This is a genomic window from Providencia sp. PROV255 (assembly GCF_028478065.1).
In the GTDB taxonomy this organism is placed as follows: Bacteria; Pseudomonadota; Gammaproteobacteria; order Enterobacterales; family Enterobacteriaceae; genus Providencia; species Providencia rettgeri.
The window spans coordinates 49,853-73,410 of record NZ_JAMPMI010000001.1 but is presented as its reverse complement, the minus strand read 5'-3'; the positions used below and the strand labels follow the sequence as shown (position 1 = coordinate 73,410).

General features: G+C 38.8%; 16 protein-coding genes and 3 tRNA genes. 13 read left to right on the top strand and 6 right to left on the bottom strand.

Annotation, left to right across the window (positions count from 1 at the left end; translation table 11 throughout):
- Positions 1–212: 212 nt before the first annotated feature.
- The 9 genes from PR725_RS00335 to PR725_RS00295 are packed head-to-tail and all read left to right on the top strand — an operon-like array spanning position 213 to position 14,486.
- Positions 213–722 (top strand): prepilin-type N-terminal cleavage/methylation domain-containing protein, encoded by a 510-nt coding sequence (locus PR725_RS00335; protein ID WP_272567048.1) that lies wholly within the window; start codon positions 213–215, stop codon positions 720–722.
- The gene (locus PR725_RS00330; protein ID WP_109911785.1) at positions 716–1,321 is read left to right on the top strand and encodes a prepilin peptidase-dependent protein; all 606 of its coding nucleotides are present in this window, start codon (positions 716–718) and stop codon (positions 1,319–1,321) included. Before PR725_RS00335 ends, PR725_RS00330 begins: the two co-directional genes overlap by 7 nt.
- A complete protein-coding gene (locus tag PR725_RS00325) occupies positions 1,318–1,761 on the top strand; it encodes a DUF2509 family protein (protein WP_004908674.1) in 444 nt (147 codons plus the stop codon). Before PR725_RS00330 ends, PR725_RS00325 begins: the two co-directional genes overlap by 4 nt.
- The gene (locus PR725_RS00320; RefSeq protein ID WP_210782077.1) at positions 1,758–2,144 is read left to right on the top strand and encodes a type IV pilus modification PilV family protein; all 387 of its coding nucleotides are present in this window, start codon (positions 1,758–1,760) and stop codon (positions 2,142–2,144) included. The genes PR725_RS00325 and PR725_RS00320 overlap by 4 nt, the downstream gene beginning before the upstream one ends.
- Entirely contained in the window at positions 2,122–5,496 is a 3,375-nt protein-coding gene (recC, locus tag PR725_RS00315) for an exodeoxyribonuclease V subunit gamma (RefSeq protein WP_272567042.1), read from the top strand. Before PR725_RS00320 ends, recC begins: the two co-directional genes overlap by 23 nt.
- 17 nt (positions 5,497–5,513) lie before the next feature.
- Entirely contained in the window at positions 5,514–8,411 is a 2,898-nt protein-coding gene (ptrA, locus tag PR725_RS00310) for a pitrilysin (RefSeq protein WP_109911788.1), read from the top strand.
- Entirely contained in the window at positions 8,408–12,016 is a 3,609-nt protein-coding gene (recB, locus tag PR725_RS00305; RefSeq protein WP_272567040.1) for an exodeoxyribonuclease V subunit beta, read from the top strand. Before ptrA ends, recB begins: the two co-directional genes overlap by 4 nt.
- Positions 12,016–13,863: an exodeoxyribonuclease V subunit alpha gene (recD, locus tag PR725_RS00300; protein ID WP_272567039.1), complete on the top strand. Its 1,848-nt coding sequence runs from the start codon at positions 12,016–12,018 to the stop codon at positions 13,861–13,863. Before recB ends, recD begins: the two co-directional genes overlap by 1 nt.
- A 53-nt stretch (positions 13,864–13,916) precedes the next feature.
- Entirely contained in the window at positions 13,917–14,486 is a 570-nt protein-coding gene (locus PR725_RS00295) for a hypothetical protein (protein WP_123382297.1), read from the top strand.
- A 103-nt stretch (positions 14,487–14,589) separates the two neighbouring features.
- Here PR725_RS00295 and argA read toward each other — a convergent pair whose 3' ends face one another.
- Positions 14,590–15,933 carry an amino-acid N-acetyltransferase gene (argA, locus tag PR725_RS00290; RefSeq protein WP_117162521.1) on the bottom strand — a complete coding sequence of 448 codons (1,344 nt, stop codon included), beginning with the start codon at positions 15,931–15,933 and terminating at the stop codon, positions 14,590–14,592.
- A 362-nt stretch (positions 15,934–16,295) separates the two neighbouring features.
- Here argA and amiC point away from each other — a divergent pair, with 362 nt between their 5' ends.
- Positions 16,296–17,546 carry an N-acetylmuramoyl-L-alanine amidase AmiC gene (gene amiC / locus PR725_RS00285; RefSeq protein ID WP_004257585.1) on the top strand — a complete coding sequence of 417 codons (1,251 nt, stop codon included), beginning with the start codon at positions 16,296–16,298 and terminating at the stop codon, positions 17,544–17,546.
- Positions 17,547–17,682: 136 nt separating this feature from the next.
- On the opposite strand, the gene PR725_RS00280 is transcribed toward amiC, so the two are convergent.
- The 3 genes from PR725_RS00280 to PR725_RS00270 form a co-directional block, all read right to left on the bottom strand.
- Positions 17,683–17,759: transfer RNA gene (locus PR725_RS00280), tRNA-Met, on the bottom strand.
- Positions 17,760–17,777: 18 nt separating this feature from the next.
- Positions 17,778–17,854: transfer RNA gene (locus PR725_RS00275), tRNA-Met, on the bottom strand.
- A gap of 61 nt (positions 17,855–17,915) precedes the next feature.
- Positions 17,916–17,992 (bottom strand) — tRNA-Met (locus PR725_RS00270).
- Between the two features lie 232 nt (positions 17,993–18,224).
- Between PR725_RS00270 and mltA the strand changes: the two genes are divergently transcribed.
- Both mltA and tcdA read left to right on the top strand, forming a co-directional pair.
- A complete protein-coding gene (mltA, locus tag PR725_RS00265) occupies positions 18,225–19,346 on the top strand; it encodes a murein transglycosylase A (protein WP_004908700.1) in 1,122 nt (373 codons plus the stop codon).
- 30 nt (positions 19,347–19,376) lie between these two features.
- Positions 19,377–20,192 (top strand): tRNA cyclic N6-threonylcarbamoyladenosine(37) synthase TcdA, encoded by an 816-nt coding sequence (gene tcdA, locus PR725_RS00260; RefSeq protein ID WP_004908703.1) that lies wholly within the window; start codon positions 19,377–19,379, stop codon positions 20,190–20,192.
- Positions 20,193–20,233: 41 nt separating this feature from the next.
- On the opposite strand, the gene csdE is transcribed toward tcdA, so the two are convergent.
- Together csdE and csdA are read right to left on the bottom strand one after the other, a co-directional pair.
- On the bottom strand, positions 20,234–20,692 hold the full coding sequence (gene csdE, locus PR725_RS00255) for a cysteine desulfurase sulfur acceptor subunit CsdE (protein WP_004908705.1): 459 nt from the start codon (positions 20,690–20,692) through the stop codon (positions 20,234–20,236).
- An 18-nt stretch (positions 20,693–20,710) separates the two neighbouring features.
- Positions 20,711–21,916, bottom strand: coding sequence for a cysteine desulfurase CsdA (csdA, locus tag PR725_RS00250; protein WP_272538100.1), 1,206 nt, complete (start codon positions 21,914–21,916; stop codon positions 20,711–20,713).
- 697 nt (positions 21,917–22,613) lie between these two features.
- Here csdA and PR725_RS00245 point away from each other — a divergent pair.
- Positions 22,614–23,555: a transcriptional regulator GcvA gene (locus tag PR725_RS00245; protein WP_004908711.1), complete on the top strand. Its 942-nt coding sequence runs from the start codon at positions 22,614–22,616 to the stop codon at positions 23,553–23,555.
- Positions 23,556–23,558: the final 3 nt, after the last annotated feature.

Genomic DNA, 23,558 nt, shown 5'->3' with positions numbered 1-23,558 from the left:
CTTTATCAATCTCATCATCCTTGACGAAATTTATCTTGGCTCATAAGCCATTTACTTTCGTGTATTTATTTTGACTGAACTATTTCTTTGCGAGGCTCTTCGCAAATTGAGTTGTATTGCTCTGAATCTATCTATTTTTTTGCGAAACGTTATGCAGTTTGTAATCACAAAACTCGCTATACCGTTTTTTTTGGGCAATCTCAGGCTTGTGTATGAAAAAGTGGAGTCACAACAAGATGAGAGTTGATTCAAATACAATACAGCGTGGTTTCACCTTAATTGAAATTCTTATTGTTTTATTTATTTGCTCTTTCATTATGTTGTCCGGTTTATATCAATGGCAACAGCAGGTAGAAAGACAACGGTTAATCGATGCTGCTAGGCAAGTATCTGAGTTTATTTATAGCCAAATGATAGAAGGGGTCTATTTAAATAGGTACCAAATATTATCGGTTAAGGTTGGGAAAGGTGATTGGCAGCTTATTGTTAAGGATGCAAATAACAAGCAGCAAGTTGGTAAGCTAACAGCAGAAAGGCACCAAGGAATAACTCTTAGCAAAGCAAGCCGTACTTCAATCCAGCTTTATGGAAAACAGGGAACTATTCGTACTTTTAGCATAGAGCTAAAAAATCAACATGAGCAAATCACAATTTATATTTCTTCATTAGGTCGTATAAGAAGTTGTAGCCATAAAAAAATGGCCGGAGTACCGAAATGTTGACCCTCTTAACTAACGATAAATTAAAAAAGCAGCAAGGATTTACGCTAATTGAAATGTTGATGGCAATGGCTATCAGTAGCATTGTGTGTGTATCAGCGATGAGCGCTATTCCCACATTATTTAAACAAACTTATCGGTCTTACATTCAATATCAAATAGACAGGGATATAAGACAAACATTGATAAACATGGAAAAAGATTTTAGAAGGATTGGTTATTGCAGTAGCCTGAATTGTGGAAAGGAGCCTTTAAAAATTGCATCTAAGGCTTTAAGCCAAGGGAACAATTCATGCATTATTTTTGCTTATGACCAAGATTTATCAGGTAACTGGGAAAATATTAAATCTAAATCGATAGATTCTGATTATTTCGGTTATCGCTTAAATAATGAAAAATTAGAAACCAATAGGAATGTCAGGGATTGCAATGGAATACGTTGGCAATCGCTATTTGATGAGAAGCTAATCAAGGTTAAAAAATTAGTATTTAATTGGCGGGAAAATGTGCAATTACTTGAAATGGAAATTAGCCTTAGAACAGAGTTATTACCTAATCAAACATTTAATTACCGAATAGCGGCCTTGGTTAGAAATTTATGAAGCGCATAGAACAACAACAGGGAAATGTTTCTCTATTGATGGTTATTATTTTTATCACAATAGGCACATTATTGATTAAATCTGTGCATTTCTTCCAAGAACGAGCTCGAGATGAGCAGCGTAATGAAATTAAGTATTTCGATGCTTTTAATAAAGCAGAGTCAGCCCTTGCATGGGGTGGAACATTGCACTGGGATAGTAAACATAGAGAACTAAGGCATTGGGTTTGCCAGAAAGAGGAAACTCAACAATGGAAAAGTTGCTTAAAACATTACAAAGGGGCGACTTTCGTACTTTCGGGACAAAGTCATTACCGCTCTGAAAATGAAATTAAAGTTTACCGGTGGATGGTATTGGATGTAAATAAACGACAGTTTTTTCCTCGTGAAAAAGGGTGGTTAGATTATTGTCCAGTGATTAAAAAAGGGTTTTGCGAGTGAGAATAAAGCAGCAAGGGTTTGCATTAGTTGAAGCGATGATTGGCGTGGTTATTTTTGCTATTTCACTGGTAGCTTTGGTAAACTATTCTCAATATATCATATTGAATTTTAATCAATTGTATATAAATTCTTCGGCAATTAGAGTGCTGCATAGCACATTAGAAAAAAGCGTAATGTCAGGGAAACCAATATCAGGGGAGAAAAATTCTTCCATAGGGCCAAATTTGCGTTACCCTGAATGGAAAATGCAAACAGTTCGCATACCACGGGTCGATAACTGTACTGAGTTAATGGTATCGTTAACGGTAAAAAAACAGCCATTTTCATTGAGTCGTTGGTATTGCTCAACAGGAGAGCATCATGTTTCAAGTGTATCATTCTAATCAATTAGATTTATTAAAAGATCTAATGACTCATTTAATGAAAAATGAACCACTTTCTCATCCTTTTGAGCAAGAAATAATTTTAGTACAAAGTCCTGGAATGTCACAGTGGCTACAAATCGAACTTGCTAAGCAGTTTGGTATCGCTGCAAATATTAATTATCCCTTACCTGCAACATTTATTTGGGATATGTTTAGGCGGGTCTTACCGAAGATTCCAAAAGAAAGCGCTTATACCAAACAAGCAATGACATGGAAATTAATGACAATATTGCCAACCGTCATTAACGAAGAAGAATTTGAACCTTTAAGGCATTATCTTCAAGAGGATACCGATAAACGTAAGCTGCATCAACTTGCAGGTAGGATTGCTGATTTATTTGACCAATATTTGGTATATCGCCCACAATGGGTTGAAATATGGCAAAAAAATGAATTAATAGAGGGGCTAAGTGAAAATCAATTGTGGCAAAAACGTTTGTGGCAATGCCTTGTTGATTATTCAAATGAATTAAAACAGCCGCCTTGGCACAGAGCTAATTTATATCAACATTTTATTGATACATTATCATCGAATCCTGATTTAGGAAAAATGCTGCCAAAGCGTATTTTTATTTGCGGTATCTCATCTCTTCCACCTGTTTATTTACAAGCTATCAATGCAATAGCAGAACATACAGATGTTCATTTAATGTTCACTAACCCATGTCGTTATTATTGGGGAGACATTCAAAGTGCATCATTTTTAGTTAGGTTGCAGCAAAGGAAACTTCGGCATTATCTTGACAAACATGAAATTTCTCGTTTTAAACTTGAGGATCATACTCCTAATTTATTTAATGAAAATGGCGAGCAGGATATCGTAAATCCACTGCTTGCATCGTGGGGAAGGCTAGGCCGAGACAACCTATACTTTATTTCTCAAATCGATAGTGCTAATGAAATTTCAGCTTATGTTGATACTGAACGAGCTAATTTATTAGAGAATATCCAGCAGGATATTTTAGATCTCGAAAACCATGCTCAATTAGGAACAACATTAGAAAATTATGAAACGAGTGTAGGTAAGCGGCCAATCAATGAGCTAGATGATTCGATAACATTCCATTTATGCCATAGTGCACAGCGGGAAGTCGAAGTATTACAAGATCATCTACTTTCTCTCTTTGAGCAAGACCCATCGTTAACCCCGCGTGATGTGATAGTCATGGTTGCCGATATCGACAGCTATGCTCCCTATATTCAGGCTGTTTTTGGTAATACAGCATCAGTTCGTTATATCCCTTTTTCAATATCCGATAGGAAAGCGCTACAGGCTCACCCTATTTTACAAGCATTTATTATGCTACTCGATTTACCTCAGAGCCGCTTTTCAACGGAGCAAGTTCTCAGTCTACTTGAGGTTTCTGCTTTTTCTCAACGTTTTGGTATTGATGAAAGTGAATTAAGTTTATTACGCCGCTGGGTTAATGAATCAGGGATTCGCTGGGGGCTTGATGATGATAATGTACGCTCCTTCGCTTTGCCGGTGATAGGGCAAAATACATGGGAATTTGGCTTAAGTAGAATGTTGCTTGGCTATGCAATGGACAGTAGAAATGGCCCGTGGAATGGTATTTTACCTTACGATGAGTGTAGTGGCTTAGCGGCTCAGCTTGCCGGGAAATTAGCATTATTAATCAATACACTAAGAGAGTGGCGCGCTGTACTAGCACAGGAACGTCCACTTGCAGAATGGAAAGAACTTTGCCAGCAATTACTTGATAGCTGTTTTATGATTGATGGTGAAACTGAACTGGTTCTCGCACTATTGACGGAACAGTGGCATCAAATAATTGATAACGCGATAACTTCAGGATATGAAGAGCAAATTCCATTACGATTAATTCGTGATGAACTTTCAGTTCGTTTTGATGATGAAAAGATTAGCCAACGTTTCTTGGCTGGAGCCGTTAATTTTTGTACTTTGATGCCAATGCGCTCGGTGCCATTTAAGGTTGTGTGTTTACTGGGGATGAATGATGGTGCTTACCCTCGGAATATACCGCCTTTAGGGTTTGATTTGATGGCTGAAAAGCCTGTGCGTGGAGACCGAAAACGCAGGGACGATGATAGATATCTGTTTTTAGAAGCATTGAATTCAGCATCTAAACAACTTTATGTTAGCTATATCGGGCTTTCTATTCGCGATAATCAACCTTGTAATCCATCAGTATTAGTAACTGAATTAATTGATTATATATGCCAAAGCTTTTGTTTAGTTGGCGATGAAACGTTGACCATTGATGAAAGTGCTAAGCGGTTAAGCGAGCATCTGGTCATTCAACATAATAGAGTCCCATTTGCAAAAGAAAATTTTTTACCAGAAACACCTTTTCAGAGCTTCGCGAGCGAGTGGTTACCTGCCGCAAAAACAACAAATAAAGTTGATGAACCATTTTGTTCAGTACTTGAAACTCGTGAACCCATTACGGAAATTTCTTTAGAACAATTATTACGTTTTTATCGTCACCCGATTAGGGCATTTTTTCAACAACGTTTGAAAGTACATTTTTCTATTGAAGAAACTGAACTACCAGAAGAAGAGCCATTTAACTTAGGTAGATTACAACGATATAAAATTAATGATCAAATTTTAGATTTACTTGTCAAAGATAAGAATATTGAGCCTTTTTATTCTGCTTTAAAAGCATCGGGCCAGCTGCCTGCTAGGCAATTTGGTCAACTTTTTTGGGAACAGCAGTTGAACGAAATATCGCCATTAGCCGAAAAAGTTAAAGAATATGATATGCAGCTATTTGATTATCCGTTTGATTTTCAGTTAAATGGGATAAAAATCACAGGGTTACTGAAAAATATTCATGAAACAGGAATGGTACGCTATCGTCCTGCTTACTTAACCGCTAATGATGGGGTGCAGCTATGGGTGGAGCATTTGCTATTTAACTCACAAATTGGTGAAGGGGAAAGCCTTGCACTAGGAAGAGATAATAGTATTTGGCAGTTTTCCGCTATTAACAAAGAAGATGCATTGGTTTATCTACAAGATTTAGTCGTAGGCTACTGTGAGGGGTTTAATTCTCCGTTAATTCTTCTTTCTCAAAGTGGTTGGAGTTGGGTTAAGGCTTGTTTTGATAAAAAGACGAAACAGTACGATTTTTTGAGTGAAGAAACTCAGCAAAAAGCATTATCTGCTTTGCTCCAAAACTTACAAGGAAGTCAGATACAAAGAGGCGAGATGGAAGATGATTATGTGTCAAGAATTTGCAGAAGCATTGATGATGTGATGATTAAAACTTTATTATCAAATACTCAGCGGTTTTTATTACCGATGACAAAATACTTGAAATGACAGGAGAGCACCAAAGGATGCAATATTTATCCAAAAATATCGCTCATCTATTTTTATTACTGGTAATTTTTTTCGGTGGCCAAGCGATTGCAGCACAACCACTTTGGCAAATTTTGCCTGAAACAGTAAATAAAAGCGAAAGTGACCCTAGGGAATATAAAGCCATCAAACTCAGTAATGATATGACGGTTTTATTAGTATCAGATGCCAAAGCGACAAAATCATTGGCTGCTGTATCGATACCTGTTGGTAGTATTGAAAACCCAAATAGCCAATTAGGGCTGGCCCATTATTTAGAGCATATGGTTTTAATGGGTTCTAAAAAGTACCCCGAGCCAAGCAGTTTCTCTGAGTTTTTACAAAAACATGGTGGTAGCCATAATGCAAGCACGGCATCTCACCGCACTGCTTATTATTTTGAAGTTGAAAATGGCGCATTAAAAGAAGCAACGGACAGGCTTGCAGATGCATTGGCTGAGCCACTTTTAGACCCGATTAATGCAGATAGAGAACGTAATGCAGTTAATGCAGAACTTACAATGGCACGTTCTCGTGATGGGATGCGTATATGGCAAGTACGTTCTGAAACATTGAACCCATTACACCCGAATTCGCGTTTTTCGGGAGGGAATTTAGAGACTCTAAAAGATAAACCTAATAGCAAACTACAAGATGAGCTAGTGGGTTTTTATAAGCAGTATTATTCTGCAAACCTAATGAATGCAGTACTTTACGGCGACCAGTCTATTGAGTCATTAGCGAATATCGCACAGGAAACATTTGGGCGTATACCTAATTTTAATGCAAGTGTTCCTGCTGTTAATATCCCCGCAGTAACGGAGAATGAAAAAGGTATTATCATCCATTATGTGCCGGCTCAACCGCAAAAAGCCATACAAATTGAATTTAGTATTAAAAATAATATGGCAGATTTTCGCAGTAAAAGTGATAACTATATTAGTTACTTAATTGGCAATAGAAGTCCAGGGACACTAGCTGATTGGTTAATATCACAAGGACTTGCTGAAGGTATAAGCGCTTCTGCATCCCCAAATTTAGATAGAAACTATGGCTCTTTCTCTATTTATGTCACGTTGACAGATAAAGGCTTACAAGAAAGGGACGAAATTATTGCAGCTATTTTTTCTTATCTTGAGTTAATTAAGAACGATGGAATCAATAAAAGTTACTTTGATGAAATAGCAAAAGTTCTTAATTTATCATTCCGTTATGGTTCAATTGTTAGGGATATGAACTACATTGAATGGTTATCAGACCAAATGATTGATGTTCCTGTTAATCATGTTCTGGATTCAGATTATATTGCTGATAAGTATGATCCTGAGGCGATTAAACAGCGTTTATCAGAGCTCAGCGCGCAAGAGGCAAGGATTTGGTTTATTAGCCCAAATGAACCGAATAACAAAAAGGCGTATTTTGTTGATGCGCCGTATCAAGTTAACAAAATTACAGCAAAACAATTTAAATCGTGGGCAAGTTTAGAATCTAAAATGAATTTTAAATTACCCGCTTTAAACCCGTATATTGCTGATAATTTATCATTAATTAAAACTAGTAAGGCTTATAAACACCCTGAATTCATCTATCAAGATGGCAATACGCGTGTGTTATATATGCCAAGTCAATATTTTGCTGATGAGCCAAAAGCAAGTATCACTTTATCATTACGTTCTAATCAAGGGGATAAAGATGCCAAGGAACAAGTAACGGGCTCTTTATTACAATATATCGCTTCATTGAAAATGGATGAGCTGCAATATCAAGCATCGGTAGCGGGTATGTCAGTCTCTGTTTCTCAAGGAGTTGGTCTGCAATTAAATGCCAGTGGTTACACCCAACATTTACCTGAACTCTTTTTATCCATGACTCAGCTATACCTGAATTTTGAGCCAACGGAACAAGAGCTAGCCCAAGCAAAATCTTGGTATAAAGAGCAAATTGAAGTTGCTAATAATGCGAAAGCTTATGAGTTGGCTATGCAACCGCTTCAACGTATTAATAGTGTGCCTTACTTTGAGCAAGAACAGCGTTTAGCGGAGCTAGATAAAATTTCACTGCAAGACATCACTAGCTACCGTGAAATGATAGTTAAAAGCGCAGCATTACAAGCGTTGGTCTTTGGTAATATGACTGAGTCACAAAGCATTAAAACTATTAAAGATGCACAGCAATTATTAAAGAGCGAAGGTACCAATTGGTGGCGTGGTGATATTGTCGTTATTGACAAAAATTATCTAGCCGATTTCCAAAAGCAGGGAAATAGCTCAGATAATGCGCTTGCTGAAATCTTTATTCCAGACGGTTATAGCCGCATTGATGGTGCAGTATTATCAGGTATTCTTTCTAAAGTGATTCAGCCTTGGTTTTATGATCAACTAAGAACTAATGAGCAACTGGGTTATGCAGTATTTGCTTTTAAAACTGGGCTGGGTGATCAGTGGGGTATGGGCTTTTTGATTCAAAGTAATGCCAAAACACCGAGTTATTTGAATACACGTTACCAACAATTTTATCTTCAAGCATTAGAGAAACTGAAAAAACTACCGATAGATGAATTTAATCAATATAAACAATCTATTATCACGGAAATGAGCCAACCACCTCAAACATTCTATGAGGAAGTTGGTCGTTATTCATCTGATTTTTCTAGAAATATTTTCAGTTTTGATACTCGTGAAAAAGTTATTGCAACTTTAGGTAGTGCAACGAAAGAACAAGTCATTGAGTATTATGAAAATGCAGTTATAAAGCACAAAGGGTTAGCCGTTAGCTCCCAAGTTATAGGCCGAGGAGTTGACACTAAAGTAGGATATGCGCATCTGAAAGATTGGGTGCTTTACCCAACGGCTTCTCAGTTGCAAAAGATTTTACCAATAAAGGAAGATGCTGAGTGAATAAAGTGCAGGTAGAGTCCCAATTACTGAATGTTTTTTCCTTGCCACTGCGTGGACAGCGGTTAATTGAAGCATCAGCAGGAACGGGTAAAACGTACACAATTGGTATACTTTATCTGCGGCTTTTATTAGGTCTGGGAGGCGTTAATGCGTTTCCTCGGCCGTTAAGTGTTGAAGAAATCTTAGTTGTAACATTTACAGAAGCTGCAACGAATGAGTTACGTGGGCGTATTCGTCAACGTATTCATGATATGCGCTTAGCTTGCTTAAGAAATGGTGTTGGTTTCGAGTCGCAGCCTGAGTATCTTGAATTATTAGCCGAGCTTTCGGGGGAGTCTCAAAGAGAATTCGCTGCGCGATGGTTGCAGGCTGCGGAAAGGCAAATGGATGAAGCAGCAATATACACTATCCATGGTTTTTGCCAAAGAATGCTAGTTCATAATGCATTTGAGTCAGGAGTGCTATTTGAACAGACCATGATTCAAGATGAATTTCCGATTCAGAAACAAGCCTGTGCAGATTTTTGGCGCCGCCATTTTTACCCTTTAAATTACTCCATGACGAAAGTCATTCAGTCACTGTGGAGTGGTCCTGAAGCATTGCTCTCGGAGATTAAACCTTTCTTACAAGGTGATATTCCTTTAATTATTAACCAACCAAAGCAAATTGAATCTCTAGAAGAACGGCATCAGCGACTAATCTTGTTAATTGAGTCTGTAAAAGCGGCATGGTTAGAAAATTCAGCAGATTTTGAGAAGCTTATCGCTGATTCCGATGTTGATAAACGAAGTTATAGTACTCGTTTTCTACCTACATGGTTGATAAAAATCGGTGAATGGGCTCAAGAAGAAACAGAAGATTATCAGCTACCTAAAGATCTTGAACGCTTTTCACAAACGGTACTACATAAAAAATCAAAAAGTGGTTCGGGGCCAGAGCATGTTGTTTTCCAAAGAATAGATGAGCTACTTTCTCAATCATTAACCCTAAAAGATCTGATTATTCCACTGGCTATTGCAGAGGTGAGGGAGGCTATCACTTTTGAAAAACATAACCGAGGTGAGATGGGGTTTGATGATTTATTGACCCGTTTAGACAGTGCTCTTGCTCAAGAAAGCGGAAAATTTTTAGCTCAAGCTATTAGCCAACGTTTTCCAGTTGCAATGATAGATGAGTTTCAAGATACAGATGCACAGCAATACCGTATTTTTCAACGCATTTATCGGGAATTTAATGACAGTGCATTACTTTTTATCGGCGACCCTAAACAAGCTATATATGCTTTTCGAGGCGCTGATATTTTCACCTATATCGAAGCAAAAAATGAAGTTAGTGCTCACTATACATTAGAGACTAACTATCGTTCATCGCAAAATATGGTTGAAGCTATTAATCATCTATTTTCTCGTTGTCAGTCCCCATTTATTTTTGAGCAAATTCCTTTTCAACCCGTTAATTTTGCTAAACAAAATAGTGATAAAAAACTTATTCATGATGGTGAAAAAGTCAAATCACTTACATTTTGGCAACTTGAAGCGGAAGGTATCTCCGTTGCTGAATATGAACAAGCAACAGCTTCACAATGTGCGGTGCAAATAGCACAATACTTACAAGGCGGGTTGCAAGGTAGTAGCTATTTTGACAATCAAGGGGCGCATACACCTGTTGAAGCTTCTGACATTACAGTGTTGGTGCGCAGCCGACGAGAAGCCGTATTAATTCGTGATGCTTTAAATCGGTTAAATATCCCTTCTGTATTTCAATCTAATCGGGAAAGTGTATTTTCAACACCAGAAGCGAGAGATTTACTGTGGTTGCTACAGGCAGTTTTAACACCCGAAAAAGAACGTGTTTTGCGTAGTGCATTGGCGACAGGGATATTGGGTTTAACCGCTAAACAAATTGATGACTTAAACCATGATGAAAAATCGTGGGAAAAAATTGTAGATGAATTTGCTCGTTATGCCATGGTTTGGCAAAAGCGTGGCGTGCTTCCCATGCTTAGAATGGTCATGGCGCAGAGGCAGATTGCAGAAACGTTATTATCAGGCACTGATGGAGAACGCCGCTTGATGGATGTGATGCATATTGGTGAGCTATTACAAGAAATGTCATTACAGCTTGAAGGTGAGCACACACTAACACGTTGGCTAGCACAACAAATTGCCCATCCTGACCATCAATCTGACGTACAGCAAATGCGTCTTGAAAGTGATAAACACTTGGTGCAAATCAGTACCATTCATAAATCTAAAGGCCTTGAATACAAGATTGTTTGGTTACCTTTTGCGAGCAATTTTTTACCTCAATCTAAAGGCTTGTATCACGACAGAACAGATTATGGGGTACGTCTAGATTTAAATGATAGTGAAGAAAATGTCGCTTTAGCTGATGAAGAACGTCTAGCAGAAGACCTGCGTTTATTGTACGTGGCACTTACAAGAGCCATCTATCACTGTAGTGTTGGTATTGCACCATTAATTAAAGGTAATAGGAGAAAAAGTGGTGAAACAGACTTACACTTATCTGCGCTGGGCTATGTTATCCAAAAAGGACAAGCTGGAGATAGCTTGCTATTAAACGACATGTTGGCTGAGATTAGCAATGACGTTATTGATGTTATCGTGATTAATCAACCTAAGTCGGAACGTTTATTATTAGAACAAAATGACAGCGTAAACTTGTCTGCAAGAACGGTGACTCGTCATTTTAATGATCATTGGCGTGTTACTAGTTATTCGGGGCTAAGTTATGGCTCAAGCCATACAGAGGCAGAACAATCAGTTTCAGCATTGCAATTTGCGAATTCATTAGCCCCTAATATGGATATTGAGGCCAGTATTGATGTGGAGCAGCAGGAAGGTGAGTCTTTTACTCTAACCCCTCATCAATTTCCTAAAGGCGCATCTCCGGGAACATTTTTACATAGCTTGATGGAGGAAATTGACTTTAGTGAGCCAGTTTCTCAAGAGTGGTTGTCTGAGAAACTTGAATCCTCAGGGTTTGACTTACATTGGGCATCAATGCTGCAAGAATGGCTACACGCAATTGTACAGGCACCATTATCAGAAGACGGGCTATGTTTGTCTGCATTACAGGTTCAAGACCAATTAGATGAGATGCAGTTTTATCTTCCTATTGAGTCAATATTGAGTGCAAGCCACTTAGATAAGATAACGCATCAATATGACCCATTATCACAACGTTGCCCCCCGCTCAATTTTGAGAAAGTTCAGGGGATTTTAAAGGGCTTTATTGACCTCACCTTTTACTGGAAAGGTAAATTTTATCTTCTTGATTATAAGTCAAATTATCTAGGGAAGGATGCTAGCTTTTATACCCAAGAGGCCATGGCTGAAGCGATGATAGACCACCGCTATGATTTACAATATCAACTATATTCGTTGGCGTTACATCGTTACCTAAAGCAAAGAATGCCTAATTATGACTATGAAGCCCATTTTGGAGGCGTTTATTATTTATTTTTAAGAGGAATAGATAATGTCAATTCAAGTAATGGAATTTTCTTTTGTCGCCCAATAGGCGCTTTTATTGAAGCGTTAGATAGCTTATTTAAAAATGCTCAACAAGGGGAGTCAGCTTAATGAAATCCCTATTTAATCAGGCTATTGAGGAATATATCTTTACACCTCTAGATGTGCAATTTGCTTACAGTATTTCTGACAATAAGCACCCTATAGTGCTTACTATTGCCGCACTTCTTAGTGCAGAAACCATGGCTGGACATGTTTGTTTAGCGCTGGCAGATGTTATACCTGAAAAATTATTTGCAGGAAGGCACCCAGAGTTAGCCGCTGAATTTTGGCAAAAAATGGGAGAGCCGAGCGAACAAGAACTTTATCAAACGCTAAAACAAGCAAATGCAGTGTCACTATCAACAGAAAACAAAATCTCTCCTTTGGAGCTTTCGGGGGGATACTTATATTTTCAACGAATGTGGCAATATGAGCAGTATGTCGCAAACTTTTTCGCTAGTACATCAGTAGACAAACAAAATAATGCTCAAATTAAGAGTGTATTGGATAGCCTATTTCCCATTACTGATGAAATAGATTGGCAAAAAATTGCCGCAGCAGTTGCTGTAACCAGTAAGGTATCAATTATATCAGGGGGGCCGGGGACAGGAAAAACGACAACAGTTGCGCGTATCCTTGCGGCATTAATTAAACTTGAAGCCAGGCATCTCCATAAAATTAGAATTGAGCTGGCCGCTCCAACAGGTAAGGCTGCAGCTAGGTTGACAGAGTCCCTCGGTGAGGCGATGAAAAAAATTCCTTTAACTGATGAAGAACGCGCTGTTTTACCTAATCATGCAAAAACATTGCACCGTTTATTAGGGGCTCAACCTGAGAGCCAGCAGTTTCGCTATAACCGTGATAATCGTTTATCTCTTGATGTACTCATTGTTGATGAAGCCTCAATGGTAGATTTACCTATGATGAGTAAATTACTTGAGTCATTACCTGAAAATGCAAAGTTAATATTTTTAGGTGATAAAGACCAATTAGCCTCGGTCGAGGCAGGGGCAGTATTAGGGGATATTTGTCAGTTTGCTGATAATGGTTATAGTGTAGAAAGAGCGTCTCAGCTTTCGGAACTAACAGGGCATTCTATCGAATCTTATGCATCACCAAGCGGCCCTGCTATTCGTGATAGCCTATGTCTACTACGTAAAAGCTACCGTTTTTCTGCAGACTCAGGGATTGGCCAACTCGCTTTTGCTGTAAACGAAGGTAATGTTTCTCAAGTTCAACAATTACTAAACCAACAGCGGCCGGATGTACATAGTTATATCCAAGAAACTGCGGATGATTACGCGAAAATTTTATTAGATGCCGCTGAAAATTATAAGGAATATCTGCTTGCGGTAAAAGATAAAGAAGACCCTGAGCAGGTTTTGAAAAAATTTAACCAATATCGGTTACTAACGGCTCTGCGAGAAGGACCTTTTGGCGTTATTGGCCTAAACGATAAATTGGAAAAATTGTTTCATAGACAAGGGATAATAAACCGCCCATATAATTTATCGAATAAACACTATGCAGGCCGGCCAATTATGATTAGTCGTAATGATAGCCCTCTAGGACTCTTTAATGGGGATATCGGTATCATTTTACCTGATGAAGAAAATGCACTTAGAGCTTATTTTCAATTTCCTGATGGGACTATACGTGGAGTGCAACCTAACCGACTCCCACAACATGAAACAGCTTATGCGATGACAGTTCATAAATCACAAGGTTCGGAGTTTGCTCATACCGCATTGGTTTTACCAAATGTATATTCTCCCGTAATGACCCGTGAGCTAGTGTATACGGCGATAACTCGAGCTAAAAAAGAGCTATCTCTTTATGGCAGTCCAAAGGTATTACGTCGAGCAGTTGAAACGCCAACCAAGCGGCGAAGCGGTTTAGCGACCCAATTAATGTGACTAGTTTATATGTAAGTTACGTGAATATTTAACCCTAAAGTAAAGGTAATGAGATGGATAACCAGCAAGCAATGACGGCAATTACAGTAACATTAAATGCAAGGCTTGAACCGATTAGACGTGGCGATTTAGAAGACGCATTTAATGAAGTCATGAAAAGCATGGGTAAAAATATCCATGTCACAGGTGGTGGAACACTATTAGCTGATAATGGTGAAGCGCAGGAATGCGATATAGAAATAGCACTTGAAGAGGCCAGTGACGAAAATATCAGTTTAATTATTCAACTTTTTTCTTCAATGTTAGCTCCAAAAGGTTCTCGTTTATTTATTCATGGCGAAGATGTGCGAATTGATTTTGGCTCAGATGAAGGTATGGCTATTTATTTCAACGGGACAGAGCTCGCAGATGAGGTTTATGAAAATGGGGATATCAATGAGGTGTTCGATATCCTAGATGAAGCAGTGGAAGACATCGGGAGTATTCACGGAGTTTGGGATGGCCCGACAGAAACCGCATTTTATTTTTATGGTACTTCTTTCGCTGAGATGAAAGCTGCAATACAGCCATATATAGACTCCATTCCTTTGTGCGAGAAAGCCAGAGTTATTCAGATAGCTTAGTGGCTATTCCGTGGTTTTAAAGTCACAACCCAAACTATACATCCTTGTATAGTTTGGAGTTAAAGCAGGCGACTAAACAGTCATTATTTGACGATTCTAATGTTTATTTATCCGGTTGGCTTTTTAAATCTAAAATCAATATCTTAGAACGGCGCTGGTAGTTATATAAAGCCTGTTTTTTCATTGGTAACATCTCAATTTCCGCGGGGGTAAAACCACGCTCTTGAAACCAATGGATGCTACGAGTTGTCAGAACAAATAGTTTATCTAGGCCAAATTGTTTCGCCTGTACGGCAATACGGTGCAAAAGTTCTTCTCCTCTAGACGAACTGCGGTAATCAGGATGAACAGCGACACATGCCATTTCACCTAATTTTTCTTCTGGATAAGGGTAAAGCGCTGCACAAGCGATGACTAAGTTATCACGTTCAATAATGGTAAATTTATCAATTTCCATTTCTAACTGTTCACGTGAACGTCTAACTAAAATCCCTTGCTGCTCTAATGGGCGAATAAGCTCTAATATTCCACCAATATCATTAATGTTAGCACGGCGAATTTGTTCCGCACTTTCCATGACGATTTGTGTACCAATACCATCACGTGAGAACAATTCTTGAATTAAAGACCCATTTTCTTGATAGCTCAATAGATGGCTACGGCGGACGCCTCGGCGGCAAGCTTTTGCTGCTCCACGCAGGAAACGCACGGTTCCTGAATAGAAATCACCTTCAGATTCCAGCTCTTGAATGCGGTTTTCTGCTTCATTCGGAAATAATTCAGATAAAATATTGCCGTTTTTATCTGCAACACCTTGAGAGGAGCAAAAGCCAATCAGCTTTTCTGCTTTCATTTTAACTGCCAATTGGGTGGCAATTTCTTCAGAGGTCAAGTTAAAACTTTCCCCTGTGACTGAGACAGCAACCGGCCCAATTAGAACGATAGAACCATTATCTAACTGATTATTAATAGCTTCTTCATTAATACGACGGATCCTTCCGCTGTGGCAATAATCAATGCCATCATCGACCCCGAGAGGCTGGGCAATAACGAAATTGCCACTAACCACATTAATATGCGCCCCTTGAAGTGGGGTATTTCCTAAGCTCATAGATAACCGAGCTGTAATATCTAATTGTAAAGCTCCAGAAGCTTGTTTTACATATTCAAGTGTATTCGCATCGGTTACGCGAGTATGTTTATGATAAACCGCCTCATATTGGTGCTCAGCTAAGATATCCTCGATTTGAGGTCTTGCGCCATAAACGACAATAATTCGGATGCCTAAACTATGCAATAACCCTATATCATTGACAATACTGGGAAAATTTTCATGCGCAATCGCTTCACCACCAAGCATAATAATAAATGTTTTGCCGCGGTGGGCGTTTATATAAGGGACCGAATGGCGAAACTCATCAACCAACTCGGTGCTGCGCTCTTTCATAACAACCCTCTTAATTGAATTTTTATTCGTTAATAATGTATTTTTATTCTTTTTGTTGGGAAATATCAAGTAAAAGATAGGATAAAAAAAGTAACATTTTTATTTTTTACATTTACATATCTCTAAACTTAACTGGATATACTCTACGAAATCTAAATTGCATAAAATTGACACAGAAAGTCACTCACAAATATTTTCTCTTAGTATGATTAAGTTATACTCATTACTGTAACTCTATAGATGCTTTGATATATTCTTAATGACAGAGTGCAAATGATTAGTTAGAGTGCGTGTTTCAAGTCTAATTATTAGCAATTATCCTAAAATCACTTTATTTCTCAGTTCTAGGTTCGGAATTATTGATGAGTCACCAAGATCACAACCCATCTAAGCGTCGTTTTATTCAAGGCGCAGCTGCAGTTATGTTACTGAGCATTAGCCCATTCGGTTTTTCTGCGAGTAGCAGTGTGGTGGCTGTGCGTATTTGGCCAGCATCGAGCTATACTCGAGTTACATTGGAATCTAGCACTCCATTGAAGTACCGTCAGTTTGTGCTTAATAACCCTGAACGTATTGTGGTCGACCTTGAAGGGGTGCAGTTAAATAATGTGTTGAAAGATATGGGAACTCAAATTCAAACACGTGATCCCTATCTAAAACTAGTTAGAGTTGGGCAATTTGATCCAAAAACGGTTCGCTTGGTGTTTGAGGTTAAAAATAAAGTCAGTCCTCAATTCTTTTCGATGGCACCTGTCGCGGAATTTAAACACCGCTTGGTTCTGGATTTTTATCCAGGCAAAGGTGTTGATACCAATGATGACCCACTATTGGCATTGCTTGAGGATTACAATAAAGGTGATCTTGAAGAAAGTATGCCTGCTCAAGCGAAGAAGCCTGGAAAGGCGGGAACGGATCGTCCAATTATTATTATGATCGACCCAGGACATGGTGGCGAAGACCCTGGTGCGATAGGTAAATATAAAACGCGTGAAAAAGATGTGGTTTTACAGATTGCCCGTCGCTTAAAAGCGTTGATAGATAAAGACCCTAAAATGCGCTCCTATATGACACGCAATGAAGATGTCTTTATTCCGTTAAAAGTCCGAGTAGCGAAAGCACGTAAAATGCAGGCAGATTTATTCGTTTCAATTCATGCAGATGCATTTACTAATCGTTCAGCCCGTGGTTCTTCTGTTTTTGCACTATCAACGAAAGGGGCTACTAGTAATACGGCTCGCTACCTTGCACAAACACAAAACGAAGCGGACTTAGTGGGTGGTGTGAGTAAAAGCGGTGATGTGTATCTTGACCATACGATGTTTGATCTCGTGCAAACTGCGACGATTAATGACAGTTTGAAATTTGGTGATGAAGTGTTAAAGCGGATGGGGAAGGTTAATAAATTGCATAAGAATAGAGTTGACCAAGCTGGATTCGCGGTACTGAAAGCACCAGAGATCCCATCTATTCTAGTCGAAACGGCTTTTATTAGTAATTTAGAAGAAGAACGGAAATTAAAAACAGCTAAATTCCAACAGCAAATGGCGGAATCCATTTTTGAAGGAGTAAAAGCTTACTTCCGTAATGGCGGTGCATTAGCAATTCGCAACTAATTGATTAAAATCAGATTAAGATAAAGAAAGGTGATAAGCGAGTGTGTGAATCGCCTTTTTTATTGATGATTAAAAATAGAAGATCTTATTGTGAAGTTATAAAAGGAATTGAATCAGAAATGATATTCGAAAGAATTGGTTGCGGGGGCTGGATTTGAACCAACGACCTTCGGGTTATGAGCCCGACGAGCTACCATGCTGCTCCACCCCGCGACTGAAGAGGTAAAAAATTGGTTGCGGGAGCTGGATTTGAACCAACGACCTTCGGGTTATGAGCCCGACGAGCTACCAAGCTGCTCCATCCCGCGACTGAATTTTTACGACTTTATACTGCAGATTTTTTGTTACTTTACTGATTTAATCAGTAATTGGTTGCGGGGGCTGGATTTGAACCAACGACCTTCGGGTTATGAGCCCGACGAGCTACCATGCTGCTCCACCCCGCGTCCGATGCGGGCACTATACTCGGGATGAGATCTGATGCAAGTTTTTTCGTGTTTTTTTTACAAAATTTAGCATTTACAGAACAAAATATGTTCTATCTGGCTGTTTTTTACACTTTGATGAGTAGAGAAAGGAAAATAACCTCTCTAAATATATTTACACGTTTCATTCCCTAATTGGGTTTGCTATTGTGCGCTTCATATTGGATTGTTGGATTTATCTGGGTGGTAGAGCATGAATATAGGGCTAACAAAAATCGTCAATAAACATACAGTAAAAAAATGGTTAGTAACCAGCGTATTTCTTTCTTTATTGGCTGGATGCCAAACCCATCCAACGGATAAAGGCCAACAATATAAAGATGGTCGCTTAGTTCAGGATTTACAGAAAGTAAATCAGGTGAATGTAAATGGGCGACCTATAAATGCGCCAGATTTTAATCAACAGGTTAATGAAATTAAAAATGCATCACCGCGGTTGTTTAAAAATAATAACGACACCTACCATGCTATAGAGAATTGGTTGATGGCGGGAGGAAATCCGGCTCAATTGGCTAATTTCAATTTAACCGCTTTCCAAATGGAAGGCGCCGATAATTATGGAAACGTACAATTCACAGGGTATTACACGCCTGTTATTGAGGCCCGCCGTATGGCTCAAGGGGAGTTTCGTTATCCGTTGTACGGCATGCCACCAAAAGGAAAAACTCGTTTACCTAGTCGAGCAGCTATTTATAACGGTGCCCTGAGTGATAATTTAATTTTAGCTTATAGCAATTCACCGGTTGAAAATTTTATGATGGAAGTTCAAGGAAGTGGCTATGTTGATTTTGGGGATGGTAGCCCACTGAATTTCTTTGGTTATGCAGGTAAAAATGGTCACGCATACAAAAGTATTGGAAAAGTACTGGTGGATCGTGGCGAGGTTCCTCTGAGCCAAATGTCATTACAAGCTATTCATGATTGGACTAATCAGCATAGCGAGCAAGAAGTTCGCCAGCTTTTAGAAGAAAACCCGTCATTTGTATTTTTTAAACCACAATCATTTGTTCCTGTTAGAGGGGCAAGTGCTGTTCCTTTAATCGCTAAAGCATCCGTTGCATCAGATAAAACCCTTATTCCACCGGGTACAGCCTTGCTCGCAGAAATCCCTGTATTAGATAATAACGGGAAATTTACGGGGCAGTATGAAATGCGTATGATGATAGCCTTGGATGTCGGTGGGGCGATTAAAGGGCATCATTTTGATATTTACCACGGTATAGGCCATGAAGCTGGAAAAATGGCCGGTTTTTATAACCATTACGGGCGAGTTTGGGTGCTGAAAAAAAGCCAGCCGCTATTTGGTTCACTGTAGTTACAGGTTTAACTGAGGTTGTTCGTTATTATGCAAGCTAAGCTTTCTGATGCTTGGATGCAGCGTTTTGCTGGGATCGGGCGTTTATATGGGCAACATGCTCTTCATCTTTTTGCACGTTCCCACATTTGTGTCATTGGTATTGGTGGGGTAGGTGTGTGGGCCGCTGAGGCACTTGCTCGTTCAGGTATTGGGCATATCACATTGATTGATATGGATGATATCTGTGTGACTAATACTAATCGGCAATTACATGCCATCAAATCGACCGTTGGGCAGCCAAAAGTTGATGTGATGAAAAATCGTATTTTAGAAATTAACCCCGAATGTGTAGTGAATGTTATTGATGATTTTATTACGGTTGATAATGTCGCTCATTACCTTGATGCGGGGTTTGATTATGTTATTGATGCGATTGATAGTGTAAGGCCTAAAGCTGCGCTGTTAGCGTATTGTAGGCGCTTTAAAATACCCGTTATCACCACAGGCGGTGCTGGTGGGCAAATCGACCCAACAAAAATTCAAGTAGTGGACTTGGCTAAAACAGTTCAAGACCCGTTAGCGGCTAAGTTGCGAGAACGCTTAAAATCCGATTTTAACGTCGTTAAAAATGGAAAAGGAAAGCTTGGGATTGATTGTGTTTTTTCTACCGAACAGCTTGTTTATCCACAAAGCGACGGTACTGTGTGTGCGGCAAAAAGCACTGCGGATGGTTCAAAGCGAATGGACTGCGCTTCAGGCTTTGGTGCGGTTACTATGGTTACGGCTAGTTTTGGGTTTATTGCTGTTTCACATGCACTTAAAAAGATGATAGCAAAATCACAACGGGAAATGGAAAAACAGTAAAGTGAATGAGGCTATTGCGATAGATAGCCTCATCCAATGAATTATGCAGGCGTCATTTCATTAGCAATATTTTGAATTGCAGTAATGAGTGACTGAATACCATTTTGGCGCGATTCACTGAGCTGCCCAGGTAAGCCGGTTTGAGTTAGTAAGTGATTAAAATCAATTTCCATAATCTCTTTCGCTGTTTTTTGCTCAACTGCAGCTAACAAAATGGCAAATAATCCTTTCACTACTCGGCCTTCACTATCCCCATAAAAATGAAATGTTTCATCATCATTCAGTAGTGCGCCAATCCAAACACGGTTTTCACAGCCTTTAACTTCTTGAGTTTGCAGCTTTTCATCATCAGACAATGCTGGCAACTTTCTCGCCAATTGAATTAATAAACGATATTTATCTTCCCATGCTTTATGTGTGGAAAACTGTTCAACTATTTCTTGAATTTTAATCTCTGTACCGAATGGGTGCGGAGCAAGTTCATGGTTAGTCGAAGTCATTAGGCTTCCTTTATTGATTTATTCATTGAGTATAGAAAGTGAAACAGTAACTGCATCGATAAATTTATCGACATCTTGCTGGTTATTGTAAGGCATCATTGAGATGCGCAAGCAGCCACTTATATTTAATGCATCCATTAATGGTTGGGTGCAATGTTGACCATAGCGTAATGCAATATTTTGCTCGGTCAAGAGGGCTCCCAGATCACTATGGTGAACATCTTTGAAGTTAAATGATAGCAAAGGAGAATGAGGTACACTATAGCTAATAAAGCCGGGTAGCGCCGACAGTTTTTTAGCTGCATATTCGATTAATGAGCAAGTATATGTTTCTGCTAGTGTTAAATTTATTTCTTCCAGCCACTCTAAAGTAGCCGAAAAGGCAATTACCCCTGCAATATTCGGTGTTCCTGCTTCGAATCGTTGGGGAATAGGGGCAAGAGTGAAATTATCAAATGTGACGTGAGTCAACATTTTTCCTCCACCATGCCAAGGAGTCATTTGCTCTAAAAGTTCTGTTTTGGCGTAGCAAACCCCAAGCCCAGTCGGCCCATATAACTTATGTGCTGAAAATACATAGAAATCGATATTTAGCTCACTGACATTTATAGGGCTATGAACGACACCTTGTGCTCCATCAACAACGACTAGCGCCCCTACTTGGTGAGCAAGTTGAGTCACCATCTGTATATCTGGCTGATAGCCAGTTACATTAGACATTTGTGTGATAGCGATGACTTTCGTTTTTTCCGATAATTTAGATTTGAGAACATCAAGGTTCAACGTCAGATTTTTTTCAACCGGCCATTTTATAATTTTGGCGCCAGTTTGCTGTGAAAGCATAATCCAAGGTAATAAATTTGAATGATGTTCTATTTCGCTGACAATAATTTCATCGTTAGGCTGTAATCTTGAGCGAAAATAACCTTGTGTAATTAAATTAATTGATTCTGTTGTCCCGCGAGTCCAAATAATATTTTTTTCACTTGAAGCATGAATATATTTCGCCGCACGAATTCGACCTAGTTCATAGTTACGGGTTAATTTTAATGATTCAGGTGATTGCCCGCGATATACCGAACTGCCTGACAAGCGATAATAGTCATTTGATGCATTGATCATGGCAATGGGCTTTAATGCTGTAGCTGCACTATCAAAAAATAGTGTTGGTGAGTCTATCGCTGGAAAAGCGAGACGAAATATGGCGGCGCTGAAATGATCCATGAGTATTTTCTTTTTAGTCAAAATTTCAATGTGATTTGATATTACTGAGTGCTGTATTAATGGATTGTACATTTATTAGTACATTTATGGTTATTTCTGATTAATTTAAACGCATCATTTTTTAATCTAATCATTGAAATATTTTGTTACGTTTGGTATTAATTGTTAGCATTATTCTCTATGTGGTTTCAAGATGATTCAGTGTTTTGCATTACAATACAATGCCTTTAACTTATAAAGTTATTTTTTTCAGCACTTAGTAAATAATTTTCAAGATTTATCTTAAATATCTTACTGATAGTTTTTTCGGTACACTAGTAATTATCTATAGATATCTGTATTTGTTAAGTTAAATTGTTTAAGTAAATACCATTAAAATATTAAAAAAAGAGTAAAAAAAAGCACCGCGCGTTGGCGGTGCACTATATAAAATCACTATGGACAGACAGGGTAAATGTACAGGAAGTGAAAAAACAGTAGCTAAAGCTACAAAGGTCTGGTTCAACCAGACAACTTGCAAACACAACATCACAACCACAAAGCCAAAAGTTTCAAAGTAACTAAACTCTGTAACTTTTCGTTCCGGCTTAGGAAGTGTGCATACTATAGGTATTTACTAGCGTATCCTCAAGGGACAAATTATAATGCTTCGGATGAAAAAAACTAATGCATAACAAGATGCCAAGTAGAAGTGATTATGTCTAAAAGATTACCGCCCCTAAATGCTCTGAGAGTCTTTGATGCTGCAGCTCGTCATTTAAGTTTTACTAAGGCAGCAGAAGAATTATTTGTAACTCAAGCGGCCGTTAGCCACCAAATGAAAAGTTTGGAGGATTTCCTTGGGTTGAAATTGTTTCGCCGACGCAATCGTTCATTGCTATTGACAGAAGAAGGTCAAAGCTATTATCTTGATATTAAAGAGATTTTCTCTTCTTTGAACGAGGCGACACGTAAATTACAAGCTAGAAGTGCAAAAGGGGCATTAACGGTGAGTTTATCCCCAAGTTTTGCGATTCAGTGGCTGGTACCAAGGCTTTCTGGTTTTAATCAAGCCTATCCCGGAATTGATGTGCGGATCCAAGCTGTAGATAGAGAAGAAGATAAGTTGGCAGATGACGTTGATGTCGCTATTTTCTACGGTAAAGGTAATTGGCCTGGGCTAAGAACAGACAGGCTTTATGCTGAATATTTAATGCCAGTATGTTCACCATCTTTATTAACAGGGGATCGCCAACTAAAAAATCCTGAGGATTTAGCAAAACATACGTTACTTCACGATTCTTCACGAAGGGACTGGCAAGCATATGTTAAGCAACTAGAGTTACAAAATGTAGTTAATGTACAGCAAGGTCCTATTTTTAGTCATAGCGCTATGGTTATTCAAGCCGCGGTTCATGGCCAAGGAATTGCACTAACGAATAATGTGATGGCTAAAAATGAAATTGATGCAGGGCGCTTAGTTTGTCCCTTTAGTGAGGTATTAGTTAGTAAAAATGCATTCTACTTAGTTTGCCAAGAAAATCAGGCTGATTTAGGCAAAATAGCTGCATTTCGCCAATGGATTCTTGGGCAGGCGGCAAGTGAACAAGAGAAATTAGGCTTTATTACGGGTGACCAAGATGTGGCGCTTATTCAGTAATCA